The organism is Sphingomonas sp. VDB2 (assembly GCF_047946695.1).
Classification (GTDB): Bacteria; Pseudomonadota; Alphaproteobacteria; order Sphingomonadales; family Sphingomonadaceae; genus Sphingobium; species Sphingobium bisphenolicum.
The window spans coordinates 34,582-48,341 of the sequence record NZ_CP159615.1; the positions used below are offsets into that span (position 1 = coordinate 34,582).

At 64.0% G+C, this 13,760-nt stretch carries 11 protein-coding genes and 1 pseudogene; 9 read left to right on the forward strand and 3 right to left on the reverse strand.

The annotated features are described in order from the left end of the window. Nucleotides 1-4: 4 nt before the first annotated feature. Nucleotides 5-742 (forward strand): peptidase, encoded by a 738-nt coding sequence (locus ABT375_RS00205; RefSeq protein WP_416463641.1) that lies wholly within the window; start codon nucleotides 5-7, stop codon nucleotides 740-742. 144 nt (nucleotides 743-886) lie between these two features. On the opposite strand, the gene ABT375_RS00210 is transcribed toward ABT375_RS00205, so the two are convergent. Continuing rightward, nucleotides 887-2,071 (reverse strand): restriction endonuclease, encoded by a 1,185-nt coding sequence (locus tag ABT375_RS00210; protein WP_416463642.1) that lies wholly within the window; start codon nucleotides 2,069-2,071, stop codon nucleotides 887-889. A 476-nt stretch (nucleotides 2,072-2,547) separates the two neighbouring features. Between ABT375_RS00210 and trxB the strand changes: the two genes are divergently transcribed. Continuing rightward, nucleotides 2,548-3,510, forward strand: coding sequence for a thioredoxin-disulfide reductase (gene trxB / locus ABT375_RS00215; RefSeq protein ID WP_416463643.1), 963 nt, complete (start codon nucleotides 2,548-2,550; stop codon nucleotides 3,508-3,510). Nucleotides 3,511-3,534: 24 nt separating this feature from the next. Here the strand turns inward: trxB and ABT375_RS00220 are convergent, their stop codons facing one another. Together ABT375_RS00220 and ABT375_RS00225 are read right to left on the reverse strand one after the other, a co-directional pair. Beyond that, nucleotides 3,535-3,822 (reverse strand): phosphopantetheine-binding protein, encoded by a 288-nt coding sequence (locus ABT375_RS00220; protein WP_224550276.1) that lies wholly within the window; start codon nucleotides 3,820-3,822, stop codon nucleotides 3,535-3,537. Between the two features lie 27 nt (nucleotides 3,823-3,849). Further along, the gene (locus tag ABT375_RS00225) at nucleotides 3,850-4,854 is read right to left on the reverse strand and encodes a GNAT family N-acetyltransferase (protein ID WP_416463644.1); all 1,005 of its coding nucleotides are present in this window, start codon (nucleotides 4,852-4,854) and stop codon (nucleotides 3,850-3,852) included. A gap of 86 nt (nucleotides 4,855-4,940) precedes the next feature. Here ABT375_RS00225 and ABT375_RS00230 point away from each other — a divergent pair, with 86 nt between their 5' ends. The 7 genes and pseudogenes from ABT375_RS00230 to ABT375_RS00260 all read left to right on the forward strand — a co-directional run. Then, nucleotides 4,941-6,452, forward strand: coding sequence for an acyl-CoA ligase (AMP-forming), exosortase A system-associated (locus tag ABT375_RS00230; RefSeq protein WP_416464945.1), 1,512 nt, complete (start codon nucleotides 4,941-4,943; stop codon nucleotides 6,450-6,452). Further along, nucleotides 6,449-7,681, forward strand: coding sequence for a pyridoxal-dependent decarboxylase, exosortase A system-associated (locus tag ABT375_RS00235; RefSeq protein WP_416463645.1), 1,233 nt, complete (start codon nucleotides 6,449-6,451; stop codon nucleotides 7,679-7,681). The genes ABT375_RS00230 and ABT375_RS00235 overlap by 4 nt, the downstream gene beginning before the upstream one ends. A gap of 132 nt (nucleotides 7,682-7,813) precedes the next feature. Continuing rightward, nucleotides 7,814-8,458 carry an XrtA/PEP-CTERM system exopolysaccharide export protein gene (locus ABT375_RS00240; protein WP_416463646.1) on the forward strand — a complete coding sequence of 215 codons (645 nt, stop codon included), beginning with the start codon at nucleotides 7,814-7,816 and terminating at the stop codon, nucleotides 8,456-8,458. 2 nt (nucleotides 8,459-8,460) lie between these two features. Then, nucleotides 8,461-9,984 carry an XrtA system polysaccharide chain length determinant gene (locus tag ABT375_RS00245; protein WP_416463647.1) on the forward strand — a complete coding sequence of 508 codons (1,524 nt, stop codon included), beginning with the start codon at nucleotides 8,461-8,463 and terminating at the stop codon, nucleotides 9,982-9,984. Between the two features lie 14 nt (nucleotides 9,985-9,998). After that, nucleotides 9,999-10,931, forward strand: coding sequence for an AAA family ATPase (locus tag ABT375_RS00250; RefSeq protein ID WP_416463648.1), 933 nt, complete (start codon nucleotides 9,999-10,001; stop codon nucleotides 10,929-10,931). Nucleotides 10,932-10,984: 53 nt separating this feature from the next. Continuing rightward, nucleotides 10,985-12,532: a hypothetical protein gene (locus tag ABT375_RS00255; protein ID WP_416464946.1), complete on the forward strand. Its 1,548-nt coding sequence runs from the start codon at nucleotides 10,985-10,987 to the stop codon at nucleotides 12,530-12,532. Between the two features lie 23 nt (nucleotides 12,533-12,555). Next, nucleotides 12,556-13,417: pseudogene (locus tag ABT375_RS00260) on the forward strand (XrtA/PEP-CTERM system-associated ATPase); the annotation flags it as partial. Nucleotides 13,418-13,760: the final 343 nt, after the last annotated feature.

The window sequence follows — 13,760 nt, forward strand, 5'->3', positions numbered from 1 at the left end:
GGCCGTGACTTATTGTGTGGCCGTGCGCGTCGATCAGGGACTGGTCATGCTGTCCGACACCCGCACCAATGCGGGCATGGACAATATCGCGCGCTTCCGGAAAAGCTTCACCTATCATGTGCCGGGCGAGCGCGCGATCACGCTGATGTGCTCGGGCAATCTGTCGATCACCCAGGGGGTGAAGGCGACGCTGAGCAAGGCGATCAAGGAATCGACGCTCGACCCCGATGTCGAAACCATCCTGAATTGCGACACCATGCACCGCGCGGCGCAGATCGTGGGCGACGCGATGCAGAAGATGCAGCAGCGCTATCGCGAGAATATCGAGATGGGCGGATCGGGTTCCGGCGCATCGATCATGATCGCGGGCCAGCGCCAGGGCGGCAAGCCGCGCCTCTACCTCATCTATTCCGCCGGCAATTTCATCGAGGCGACGGAGGACACGCCCTTCTTCCAGATCGGCGAGCATAAATATGGCAAGCCGATCCTCGACCGCATCATCAGCCGCGAAACCAGCCTGGAGGATGCGACCAAGGCGGTGCTGGTGTCGATGGATTCGACGCTGCGCTCCAACCTGTCGGTCGGCATGCCACTCGACCTGACGGTGATCGCGACCGACGCCTTCGACTTCCGCGTCCGCACCCGGATCGAGGCGGATAATGAAGAGTTCCTGACGATCTCCCAGGGCTGGGGCGCCGCGTTGCGCAAGGGCTTCGAGGATTTGCCCAACGTCTTGGATTGAGCGGGGCTAAGGGCGGATTTGCGCCATCTCGGTCGTTCGACTGCGATTTTATTGTGCTTGGAAGCTGTCATTCCGCTTATGGGCATACGGCGGGAATCGAGCAGCAGAAGACTTACGTGACGACGATTAAATAGTTGTTGCGATTTAGAGAGGCCGACCCGCCTGACCGCTCCTCAACCACGGTAACCGCCAGCGAGGTGGCTGCACGGGCGACGGGTTGGCGGGACGGGTCCCCCCGCTCAGCGTCAGGTAATCTGATAGGCGTCGTTCCAAGCGCTTGATGATCATCTTATCGGTCACTGGTATGTAATAGGCGGAGTAGCGAATTTTCTGCGTGAAGGTCGCCCTGTTCATATGACCACATTGGAAGCTCTCGACCAAGTGCCATGTGATCAATTCGTCCTCGACGCTGTCGCAGTAAAAATATCGGAGCGGGTGCAGGTTGAAGTAAAACGAGCCCGGCTCAACCCGCTTCGCACCTAAGGGAAGTTGGTCCAGAGAGAAGTGGATTGCTTCTCCGGTTTGGACGTTCGTGTAAATTACTGGATGACGGAATACGCTCGGGTCGATCCGAATGTTGCCTGACAGCCCTCGGCCCTCTCGGCTGGCGACCATGCACTCGATCGCAGACAACTTACCCTGCGGAAAATAGTAGTCGTCTGGCGGGCTGATTCTACGCGCTGGCCTGATCTTGATCTTGTCGAGTAGGGTCTTTCCGGGGGCGGGGACGGACAGGCGCTGCGATTGAAGGAACTCGTTCAATGTGGTGCCATCTTCAAATAGCGTCTTTTCGACGTAGTACTGCATCTGGGACGGCTCGTTTGGCATGACCCATCGGGTACGATTGGAGTAGATTAGCGTGGCTTGCTCAACGGCCAAAATGGTCTCCAAATCGCCTATCTTCAATTCTGGCACTGTGCCTTCCGGTATGTCTGGCGCGTTCGGGTTCCGCATAACGAGGTAGGTGTTGGTCGGCGAAATCTCTAATTCTTGCTCGTCGAATGCGACGGTGAATAGGTCAACCCCATGTCGCTCCGCGACAGCTATTGCGCCACTTTGATAGCCAGCAGCAGTCACGAAGACCGCCTTGCTTGCGAGTTGGTCCCGCGCCTTGTTGATGAAAGCATCGAGGTCTTCCACTGAGGCCTTACGGGTGCGGTTTTTCACCTCAACCAAGACAAGGTAACGCAGCGTCCCAACGGTAAAACGGACGACCACATCGAACTGCCGCCCGTTGATTGTCTCGTTCCATGTCACGTCCGCGTCTTCGGTTGTTACGGCGTGGATGCCTGCAACAATGCGCTCAAGATATTCGTCATCGCTGATCATAGCTTTAGATAACGCGACTGAGATTGGAGTAAAAGTCGCTTAATTTGGGAAGCCCTCGCACACATAGGTCTTACAATCCGATCCCCAATGTCCGCGTTGCCTATTTGACTGACCAAGAGCCGACATTCCGTAATCGGCCAATCCCAGCCCTTCCAACATCCTTCCCAAATAGGATTTCGTCTGATCTACTTTCGGTATGGATCAGCCTCCCTTCATCTCTCACCGCACCACCCCTCGCATCCCCGCGCCCCAATCACGCCTGCATCACCCCATAGGAAGTGACGCGTCGCGAGCGCCTTCGGGAAGCCTTGCGAGCGCTTCCGGCCCATTTCGTGCGTTACACTGTGAACTTCGCGCGCCACCTCGCGCCAACCCCAAAGCACCGCTTCGCCGCCCCCATGCAAATCCTTCGCTTGGCGCGCGGCGTGGGGGTGCCTATCTCTCTGGCCCACCCGAATCGCATCTGAAAGCCTGATATGACCGCCACCCATTCCACCCGCATGCTCATCCTCGGTTCCGGCCCGGCCGGCCTGTCCGCCGCCATTTACGGCGCCCGCGCGGGTCTGGCGCCGATCGTGGTGCAGGGAATGCAGCCGGGCGGCCAGCTCACCATCACCACCGATGTCGAAAATTATCCCGGTTTCAAGGACGTGATCCAGGGACCGTGGCTGATGGAGCAGATGCAGGCGCAGGCCGAGCATGTCGGCGCACAGATGATGTACGACCAGATCGTCGACGTCGATCTGTCCGAACGTCCCTTCCGCCTGCGCGGCGATGGCGGCACCCTCTATGTCGCCGACACGCTGGTCATCTGCACCGGCGCGCAGGCCAAATGGCTGGGCGTGGAGGGCGAGGAGCATCTGCAGGGCAAGGGCGTATCGGCCTGCGCCACCTGCGACGGCTTCTTTTATCGCGGCAAGAAGGTGGTGGTCATCGGCGGCGGCAACACCGCGGTCGAGGAAGCGCTCTACCTCACCAACCACAGCCATGACGTCACCCTGATCCACCGCCGCGATTCGCTGCGCGCGGAAAAGATCCTGCAACAGCGGCTGCACGCCCATCCGCACATCAAGGTGCTGTGGAACAAGGCGGTCGACCAATTCGTCGGCGGCGGCACGCCCGAAGGTCTGGTCGGGGTCGACCTGATCGATACGGTGACGGGCGAAAAGTCGCATGAGCCGACCGACGGCGGCTTCGTCGCGATCGGCCATCATCCCGCGACCGAGCTGTTCACCGGCAAGCTGCCGACCGACGAGGGCTATCTGCTGGTGGAAAAGGGTACGACCCGCACGGCGATTCCGGGCGTGTTCGCGGCGGGCGACGTCACCGATAAAATCTATCGCCAGGCCGTGACCGCGGCGGGCATGGGCTGCATGGCCGCGCTCGACGTCGAGAAATTCCTGGCGGAACAGGATTTCGAGGAACTGGTGGAGGCGTAAGCCGCCGCCGCGGGCGGGCTGGGTTCAGGCCAGCTTCGCCTGCGCGAAGGCGACGAGCGACCCGAATGTCTCGAACGTGTCGCCGTCGATATCGTCATCCTCGATCAGGATATCGAAGCGGTCCTCGATTTCGGTCAGCAGGCCCGCGACCGCCATCGAATCCAGTTCCGGCAGCGCGCCGAACAGGGGGGTGTCCGCGTCGAAGCTATCGACCTGGGTTTGCGGCAGGCTGAGTACGTCGCGCAACAGCGCCCGCATCAGGCTGTCCACATCGAGAGTCCGGTCGACCGGCTGAGAATTTTGCGCCCGCATGATGCGCGCTAAATAGAGGGACGCGGCTTAACCTACAAGCGCTGAAATGGCGGTGCGCGCCGCCGGGAGCCAGCTGGAGGGGAAACGCGGGTTGAAAGCGTCGATGCGGTGGAGCGGGATGCGCCGGTCCATCCAGTCGGTCTTGTAGCCGTTGTCGCCGGTGCCATAGTCGATCATGCGCACCCGATCCCCGTCGATCGCCTGCTTGAACATCGCATGGCTCAACAATGTGCCGGGGGAAGCATGGTCGAAGGCGCTGTCATGGCTCAGCTTGTGGATCAGGGCGACGTCCCGCTCCACGGTCCACAATTGGGTCGCCACCGCGCGCCCGTCCAACCGCGCGAAACCCAGCCGCAACGTCCCCGCCGCGCTTTCCCGCTCGGCCAGGTCGCGCAGGAAATCGAGGCCGGGTTCAGCCTCCTTCCAGCTACGCTCATGCACATCGATATAGTCCCGCCACAGATCGTCGGTCAGCCGCGTGGCGATCGACAGGGCGAACGGGTCGCCACGTCCCTTGCGCTTGACGAGATTGCGCAGCCGGCCCGGCCGCGCCGCCCAATATTCGGCGAAGTTGCGGCCCTCCACCTGCAACAGATAGCGCCCGCCCATCGCCCGCTGGACGGCGAACCAGCCGGCGCGGCGCAGCGCGGCGAGCAGGGGCGCGGCATCCTCCAGCGGATAGAGATCGATCTGCGCGCAGCGCGTCATCAGGTGCCGGGCCAAGCTTTCCAGCAACCGCTGCCGGGTCGCGGCATCGGGCGCGCCGATGAAGACGGGCGCCCAGGCGAAGCTGTACCAGTTGGCGAGCGCGCTGGCGCGACGGGGGGCGGGGGCGAGCAGGAACAGCCACGCTTGCGCATCGCCCTCCTGCGCCTGCACGATAGAGACGGGCTGGTCAGGGAAGCAGCGATCATGCAGAGCCGCAAACCAGTCGATCCGGTCGAACAGGGCCAATCCATGCGCGCGATCGAGCCGACCGGCCAAAGCCTGCCGCGCCTGTGCGAGCATCTGATATTCCCTTGGCGCCACCAACCGACTATCTCCGCCCCAACTATAGGGCGGCATAGGGGAAAAGTCTGGAAATGGAGTTAAGCCCGCCTGTGTCCACGGATTTCCCGATGATCGACGGCGCGCAGTTGCGGCCGATCGACCATCTGCTGCTGCGCGGCGACGCCTTGCGGACGGCGCTGGATGGTCGATCCGGCAGCTACAGCTATGCCGAACTGGAAGAGACGCTGGGACGGCTGGCGGGCTGGCTGGCGGGATTCGGGCTGAAGAAGGGCGCGCGAGTCGCAAGCTGGATCGCCAAAGGGCCGGTCGCCGCGCTGATGCCGTTGGCGGCGCCGCGTGCGGGTTTGGTCCATGTGCCGGTCAATCCATTGCTCAAACATGCGCAGGTCGCCCATATCCTGGCCGACAGCGGTGCGATGCTGCTGATCGGGACGGCGGCGCGACTCGAAAGCCTGTCGCCTGGCGACGTGCCGGCCGATTGCCAACTGCATCGCGAGGATGACGCCGCCTGCGCGATGAGCGGCGGCCAGGCGATCGGGCCTTCTACCGCCGCGCCCGACGATCTGGCGGCGATCCTCTACACCAGCGGTTCCACCGGACGGCCCAAGGGGGTGATGCTCAGCCACGCCAACCTGTGGCTTGGCGCGGTGGCGGTGGCCGATTATCTGGGGATGACGGCGCGGGATCGTACGGCCTGCGTCTTGCCCTTCAGCTTCGATTATGGGCAGAACCAGTTGCTTTCCACCTGGTATGGCGGGGGCTGCGTCTATCCGCTCGATTATCTGACGCCGCGCGATGTGATGAAGCTGGTGGATCGGCGGGACATCACGACGTTGGCCGGGGTGCCGCCGCTCTGGGTGCAATTGACCGAGCTGGACTGGCCGGACGAGGTGGCGGTGAAGCTCAAGCGGCTGACCAACAGTGGCGGGGCGCTGACCCGGCCGCTGGTCGCCAAGCTGCGCGCGCTGTTCCCACGGGCCGACCTCTATCCCATGTACGGGCTGACCGAGGCGTTTCGTTCCACCTATCTGCCGCCGGCGCTGGTGGGCAGCCATCCCGATTCGATGGGCCGGGCGATCCCCTTTGCGGAGATTCTGGTAGTGCGCCCGGACGGCAGCATCACCGACGATGAGGAGCCGGGCGAACTGGTCCATTGCGGGCCGCTGGTGGCGCAGGGCTATTGGCGCGACCCGGCGCGGACGGCCGAGCGGTTCAAGCCCGCGCCCGCGATCTCGGCCTATGGCGGCATGGCGGTCTGGTCGGGCGACACGGTGCGCCGGGATGCCCAGGGCCTGCTCTATTTCGTCGGCCGCGACGATGCGATGATCAAGTCGGCGGGCAACCGGATCAGCCCGACCGAGATAGAGGAGGCCGCGGTCGCCGTGCCTGGCGTCTCCGAAGCCGTGGCTTTGGGGGTACGGGATGACCGGCTGGGGCAGGCGGTGCGGCTGCTGATCCGCGCCGGCGACCTTTCCGTCGCCTCGGCGGTTGCCGCCCGTCTCAAGACCGAACTGCCCAATTTCATGCAGCCCAAGGATATCGTCGTGCTTCCAGATTTCCCCCGCAATCCCAATGGCAAGATCGACCGGGTCGCGCTGGCCAAGGAGTATGGCGCATGAAGCCGATGGGGCCGATTCCCGCCTGGTTTGCGCAGGAAGAGGGCATGTTGATCGTCGGCGGCTGCGGCGCGGCCAGCCTGGTGGACGAGGCGGGAGACACGCCGCTTTTCGCCTATGACATGAACGTCGTCGAAGCGCAGGTGCGAAGGTTTCGCGCCGCCATGCCCGATGCGTTGCATCTCCATTATGCGATCAAGGCCAACCCCTATGCGCCGCTGCTGGCCCGGATGGGGAGCCAGGTGGATGGATTCGATATTGCCTCGGGGGGCGAACTGGAAATGGCGCTTACAGCCGGAATGGCGCCGGATCGGATCAGTTTTGCAGGACCGGGCAAGCGCAACGACGAATTGGAAGCCGCGATCTTCGCGGGCGTGACCATCAATTTGGAGTCGGAGGGAGAAGGGCGCCGCGCGCTGGCTGTTGCCGAAAAGCTCGGCAAGACGCCGCGCCTGGCGGTGCGGGTCAACCCGGACTTCGACCTCAAGGGATCGGGGATGCGCATGGGCGGCGGGGCCAAGCCGTTCGGCGTCGATGCCGATCGCGCGGCGGCGCTGGCGCGGGCGATGATCGATGCGGGGGCGGACTGGCGGGGCTGGCATATTTTCGCCGGCAGCCAGAATCTCGATCCATTGGCGATCATCGAGACGCAGGCGGCGACGATTGCGCTGGCGGCGCGGCTGTCGGACGATGTCGGCGCGTCGCCGCCGCTGGTCAATCTGGGCGGGGGCTTTGGCCTGGCCTATTTCCCCGGCGACGAACGGCTGGATATCCGCCCGATCGGCGTGGCGCTGGACAGCGCATTGGACAGTTTGCCGGGCATTTTGCAGGGCAGCGCCTTCGCGATCGAACTGGGGCGCTGGCTGGTGGGGGAGGCGGGGGTCTATCTGACCCGTGTCATCGATGTGAAGGTCAGCCAAGGCGAAACCTTCGTCGTGGTCGATGGGGGTCTGCATCACCAACTGGCCGCCAGCGGTAATTTCGGCACGGTCGTACGGCGCAACTACCCGATCGCGGTCGCCAACCGCTTCGGTGCGGCCTCGACGGGCCAGCCGGTGACGGTGGTGGGGTGCCTGTGCACGCCGATCGATCGTCTGGGCGACAAAGTGGCGCTGCCGCCGGTCAGGGAGGGTGACCTGATCGCCATCTTCCTGGCCGGGGCCTATGGCGCGTCGGCAAGTCCTGCGGCATTTCTTGGTCACCCAAGTCCTCGCGAACTTTTACTTGGCTGATTTGCTCAGGACTTAACTCCTAACGGTATCTTTACCCTTTCCCGGCAAGAAGAAGTTCGAAGCCATGTGCTGCCTGGTTGCCTTGCCCTCTTTGGCGGCCGCCGGTGCATGGCCGCACAAAGAGGTGAGATTATGCGTTTTGTGTCGGTTTCCAGGCTTTTGATCGGCGTATCGCTACCCGCCGTCGCCTTGTCGGGCTGCGCCTCTGCGCCGTCCGGACCGCAATTGCCGCCCGCTTCTTTCGTGTCGACGCAGGAAGGGCCGGGTGAGGAATATATCATCGGTCCGCTCGACGACCTCACCATCTTCGTGTGGCGCAATCCCGAACTGGGCGCGAAGGTTCAGGTGCGCCCCGATGGCCGCATCACTACGCCGCTGATCACGGACATGCCCGCTGTGGGCAAGACGCCCAAGATGCTGTCGGACGACATCAAGCTGGCGTTGACCCAATATATCGAAAATCCGCTGGTGTCGGTGATCGTCAACAATTTCAGCGGCACGTTCAGCCAGCAGGTACGGATCGTGGGCGCGACGGAAAAGCCCGCGTCGATTCCCTATCGTGCGAACATGACCCTGCTGGACGCGATGATCGCCGTCGGCGGCCTGTCCGAATATGCGGCGGGCAACCGCGCGCGGCTTGTTCGCTTCGACAAGAATACGGGCACGCAGAAGGAATATCAGGTCCGCCTGGGCGACCTTTTGAAGAAGGGGGATACGCGCGCCAATGTGTTGCTGTCGCCCGGCGACGTCATCATCATTCCTGAAAGCATGTTCTGATCATGGCCGGTCTCTACGACGAATTGTTGGTCCTGCTCCACGGCATATGGAGCCGCCGCTGGGTGGCGCTCGGCGTCGCCTGGGGCTTGTGCATGCTGGGCTGGCTGGGCGTGGCGCTCATCCCCAACAGCTATCAGTCCAAGGCGCGGGTCTATGTGAACACCCAGTCGTTGCTGGAGGACAAGGTGGGGATAACCCAGGTCCAGTCACAGCAGGATCTCGACCGGGTGCGCAGCACGCTGGCGAGCGCTGAGAATCTGGAAAAGGTGGTACGCGATACCGACCTGTCCCAGTCCGTGTCCGGCCCGCGCGACATTGCCGCCAAGATCACGGCGTTGCGCGAGAACATCACGGTGATGGCGCAGGCCGATCCCAGCATGATCGACATCAGTGCGATCTCTGCCGATTCGGGCCTGTCGGATGGCGCCAATGCGCGCATCGCGCAACAGGTCGTGCAGAAGCTGATCGATATCTTCCAGGAAGAGAATCTGTCGGGCGATCGCAACCAGACCAAGCAGAGCCTGGCCTTCCTCGACCAGCAGATCGCCGCGCGCGGCAAGCAGTTGGAGGCAGCAGACCAGCGCCGCGTCGAATTCGCGCAGCGCTATATCGGCCTGTTGCCGGGCGCCGGCTCCATCAGCCAGCGTATGGATGCGGCCCGCGCGGAGATCAGCAATATCGATTCGCAACTCGTTCAGGCGCAGAGTGCCCTGAGCGCGATGAACGGCCAACTCGCGGGCACGCCGGCGACTCTGCCGGGCGTCGGCGCATCGGGCGGGGTATCGCCGCTGGCGCAGGCGCAATCCAATCTGGCGTCGATGCGCGCGCGTGGGTGGACCGCCAACCACCCCGACGTGATTGCGGCCCAGCGCGAAGTCGATGCCCTGCGCAAGAGCGGTGGCGGCGGCAGCGCGGGTGGCGCCGGCAGCACGCCCAATCCCGCTTATCTGTCGATCAAGTCGATGCAGGCGGAACGGGCCGCCACGGTGCAGGCGCTCAGCACGCGCAAGGCGCAGTTGCAGGGCGACCTCAACACCATGATGTCCAAACAGGTGAATGAACCGGGCGTCGCATCCGAACAGGAAAAGATCGAAAGCGACTATGCCGCGCTCAAGGCGCAATATGACAAGCTGGCCGCCGACCGGGAGGAAATCCGCCTGCGGGGCGACGTCAAGACCGAGACCGGCTCCGTCCAGTTTCGCGTCATCCAGCCGCCCAGCACCCCGACGGCGCCGTCGGCCCCCAACCGGCCGCTGCTGCTGCTGGGCGTGCTGATCCTGGGCATCGGTGCGGGCGTCGGCGTCGCCTTCGCGCTCGGCCAGCTCAAGGGCACCTTCCCGACCGCCGCGCGGCTGGAAAAGGCGCTTGGCCTGCCGGTCGCCGGATCGATCAGCCAGACGGTCAGCGCGGCGCAGGTGGCGGTCGAAAAGCAACGTATGAAATGGTTCGCCGGAGCGAGCGGGGGGCTGGCGGCCGTCTGCCTGCTGCTGATCGTCGTCGAATTCGTCCAGCGCGGTATGGCGTGAAGGAGCCAGGGAAGATGAACCAGCACAGCTCCATCAAGGGCCGGGGATCGCTGATCGAGCGGGCGACCGAAATCTACGATTTCAACGCCGCATTGCGTGGCCGCGGCGCGCCTGCCGTCGATGTGCCCGCCGACCTGCCGCCCGCGCCCGTTGCGCCGCCGGCGCCTGCGGCCCTCGTGGCCGATACGCCTGCCGCGCCGACCTTCCGCGCGCCGGCCTGGACCGGGCCGGTGCAGACGATCGACCGGATCAAGCTGGTCGAGGACGGCTTCCTGCGTCCCGACAGCGCGGTTACGACGATGAGCGAGGAATTTCGCCTGCTCAAGCGCGACCTGCTGTCGCAGCTACGGAATAATCCGCGGGGCAATCGGATCCTCGTCTGCTCAGCCCATAGCGGCGATGGCAAGACCTTCTGTGCGATCAACCTGGCGCTCAGCCTGGCGGCGGAGAAGGATCGCGAGATCCTGCTGGTAGACGCCGATTTCGGCAAGCCCGGCATTCCCGCGCAACTGGGGCTGGAGGCCGGACCCGGCCTGATGGACGCGCTCGCTGACCCCATGGTTGCGATCGAAGACTGCGTGATCCGCACTGACATTCCCTCGCTCGCCGTGCTGCCCGCCGGGCAGCGCAGCAACAACGACACCGAATATCTCGCCTCGGCCCGGACCGAACAACTGCTCAAGCGGCTGACCGATGGCCGGCCCGACCGCATCGTGATCTTCGATTCGCCGCCGTTGCTGGCGGCATCGCCCGCCGCCGTGCTGGCCAGCCACGCCGCCATCGCGCTGCTGGTCGTGCGCGCCGACAAGACGCCCGAAAGCGCGCTGCGCGACGCCGCGGGCCTGTTGAGGGGCGGCGCGCAGGTGCAGCTTTTGCTCAATGCCGTCCGCTTCAACAGCGGCGGCCGCCGTTTCGGCAGCTATTACGCCAAGGGGGAAGCCCAGTGAAGACCGTTCGGCTCTGGATCGCAGGCGCATCCTGCGTCGCGCTGGCCGCTGCAATGCCCGTCCATGCGCAATCGTCGTCCGACGAGAAGCGCGTCGATGTGGTCCCCTATATCGGGGTGGACCAGGTCGTGATGGGGCCGCTCAAGGGCGGCGGCGACGTTCTGACCTACACCAATGTTACCGCGGGCCTGACCGCCGAAGTGCAGAACAAGCGGGTCGAGGCGGCCGTTGACCTGCAATATAATCACAGCTTCGGCTGGAGCAGCCAAGCGGTCGATCAGGATGTGCTGAGCGGCTTTGGCCATGCCAACGTCAATGTCGCCCGCGGCCTATCCATCCAGAGCGGCGGCCTTGCCACGCGGGTGCGTACCGACGGCCTGTCGGGCGCGTCCACTCAGCGCGACACCTATACCAGCCAGGTCTGGTCCGGCTATGTCGGCCCATCCTATACGACGCAGCTTGGCGACTTCAACGTCAACGCCTCCTATCGCCTCGGCTATGCGCGGGTCGATGACAGTGTGAGCCAGAACAGCGTTCAGGGACAGGGCGGCGGCTCCTTCGCCGATAGCTGGACGCACAGTTTGAGCGGATCGGTCGGCTTTTCGCCCGACACGGTGTTGCCGGGCATCGGCCTGACGGCCAGCGGCGGCTATGACCGCGAAGATGCCAGCCAGCTCGACCAGCGGTTCGAGGATCTGTGGGGCCGGGTCGATGCGACCGTACCCATCACGCCAACGCTCGCCGCCGTCGGCGGCGTCGGCTATGAAAAGATCGAGATCAGCCAGCGTTCGCCCGAACTGGGTGCGGACGGCCTGCCGCTGATCCGCAACGGCCGCTATGTTACCGACAAAAGCTCGCCGCGCGCGCTGGTCTATGATTTCGACGACATCATCTGGGACGCGGGTGTTTTGTGGCGGCCCAGCCGTCGCACGACGTTACAGGCGCGGGTCGGCGAACGCTATGGCGGGATGACCTATCAGGGCAGCTTCCTGTGGCAGGGCCGCGACAGCAGCGTCGCCATCATCGTCTTCGACGGGATCGACAGTTTCGGCCGCATGATTACCGCCGACGTAGCCGCCCTGTCGGGCAGCAATTTCGACGTGGCGCGCAACCCGTTCACCGGCGACATCACCGGCTGCGCCTTCTCCACCACGGGTGGCGGCCAGTGCTTTAATGATGCGTTGTCGGGCATCACCGACGCCAATTTCCGCTATCGTGGCGTGTCGGCGCAATATTCGCTGCGTCGCGGGCCGTGGGGCTGGGGCGTGGGCGCGGGCTATTCGCAGCGTAAGTTCATCACCCCCAGCGGCCAGACCATATTGATCCGCGGATCGCGGGACGAGAACTGGTACGGCAACGGGTCGGTGAGCTATATGTTCAACGATCGCGACAGTATCGACCTGGTTGGCTACGTGAATTATTTCGATGCCAGCGGTGGACGGCCAGATGTGTTGAACTATGGGTCATTCGCCAGCTATTATAAGGGGTTGTCGCGCCGTCTGTCTGCCTCTGCCTCGCTTGGCCTGGATGGGGTGCAGGCGGATGATCTGGACACCATCATCAGCGCGATGGGGCAGGTCGGCCTGCGCTACAGCTTCTAACCGGTCGCCTTGGAGACGAAGAGATGTACGATCAATTCTACGGATTGCAGGGCCGTCCGTTCCAACTGACGCCGGACCCGCATTATTATTTCGAGAGCGCGACCCATCGCAAGGCATTATCCTATCTGGGCTACGGCCTGGCGCAGGGTGAAGGCTTCATTGTCATTACCGGCGACATCGGCGCGGGCAAGACGACGCTGGTCGGTCACCTGATGCAGACCATCGATCCGGCGCGGCTGACCGCCGTCAAGATCGTGTCGACGCAGGTAGAGGGCGACGACATGCTCCGCCTCGCCGCGCAGAGTTTCGGTCTTTCCACCGACGGCCTGTCCAAGGCGGCGATTCTGCAACAGGTCGAAGCCATGCTTCATGCTCAGGCGCGCGCCGGGCGGCGCAGCCTGCTGATCGTGGACGAGGCGCAGAACCTGCCTGTTTCCGCGATCGAGGAATTGCGGATGCTGTCCAATTTCCAGTTGGGTGGTCAGTCGCTGCTGCAGATATTCCTGCTGGGCCAGCCGGAATTTCGCGACCTTCTCAAGTCGCCCGAACTGGAGCAGTTGCGCCAGCGCGTCATTGCGACCCATCATCTGGAACCGATGATGGCCAATGAGGTCGAACCCTATATCCTCCATCGCCTCGCCATTGCGGGTTGGAGCGGCAACCCGGCTTTTACGCCAGGGGCCTTTTCGGCGCTCTATGCGGCAACCGGCGGCGTACCGCGCCGCCTGAACGCGCTGGCCAGCCGGGTGCTGCTGCTGGGCGCGATCGAGCAACTGCATGTGATCGACGAGGAAGTCGTGGACGCCGTCGTCGCGGACATGGGCCTGGATGCCGATATCGCGCCGGAACCCGTCGCGCCGTCGGTGCTGGATGCCGCTGAAGAGTCGGTTGCGTTCGAGTCGGAACCGGTCGAGCTTGTAGTCGCCGACGAGAGCGTCAAGGACGAGCCGATCGAGGAGCAGGCCGTCCCGCAACCCTTCGGCCATTATCCCGCCGAAGAGCAACTGGCCGACGACGAGCCGGTAAAGGACGAGACCATCGAACTGGATGCGGCCTGGGCGCAGCCGGACTGGACGACGGCGGAGATCGAACCGCTCGCTCCCGCTGCCGAGGCGGAAGAGGATGATTTGGCTGGCGAGCCGGTGACGCCGATCGTCGTGGCACCCTTCGCGCGACCGGCCTTCGCCGCCTTTGCGCCGCCGCCGGCGGTCGAGCGTGCGTTCGAACC

Excerpts from the sequence above, each read along its gene's own strand:
- ABT375_RS00210 (WP_416463642.1), bottom strand. The coding sequence starts at position 2,071 with ATGATCAGCGATGACGAATATCTTGAGCGCATTGTTGCAGGCATCCAC.
- trxB (WP_416463643.1), top strand. The coding sequence starts at position 2,548 with ATGACCGCCACCCATTCCACCCGCATGCTCATCCTCGGTTCCGGCCCG.
- ABT375_RS00220 (WP_224550276.1), bottom strand. The coding sequence starts at position 3,822 with ATGCGGGCGCAAAATTCTCAGCCGGTCGACCGGACTCTCGATGTGGAC.
- ABT375_RS00230 (WP_416464945.1), top strand. The coding sequence starts at position 4,941 with ATGATCGACGGCGCGCAGTTGCGGCCGATCGACCATCTGCTGCTGCGC.
- ABT375_RS00235 (WP_416463645.1), top strand. The coding sequence starts at position 6,449 with ATGAAGCCGATGGGGCCGATTCCCGCCTGGTTTGCGCAGGAAGAGGGC.
- ABT375_RS00240 (WP_416463646.1), top strand. The coding sequence starts at position 7,814 with ATGCGTTTTGTGTCGGTTTCCAGGCTTTTGATCGGCGTATCGCTACCC.
- ABT375_RS00245 (WP_416463647.1), top strand. The coding sequence starts at position 8,461 with ATGGCCGGTCTCTACGACGAATTGTTGGTCCTGCTCCACGGCATATGG.
- ABT375_RS00250 (WP_416463648.1), top strand. The coding sequence starts at position 9,999 with ATGAACCAGCACAGCTCCATCAAGGGCCGGGGATCGCTGATCGAGCGG.
- ABT375_RS00255 (WP_416464946.1), top strand. The coding sequence starts at position 10,985 with ATGCCCGTCCATGCGCAATCGTCGTCCGACGAGAAGCGCGTCGATGTG.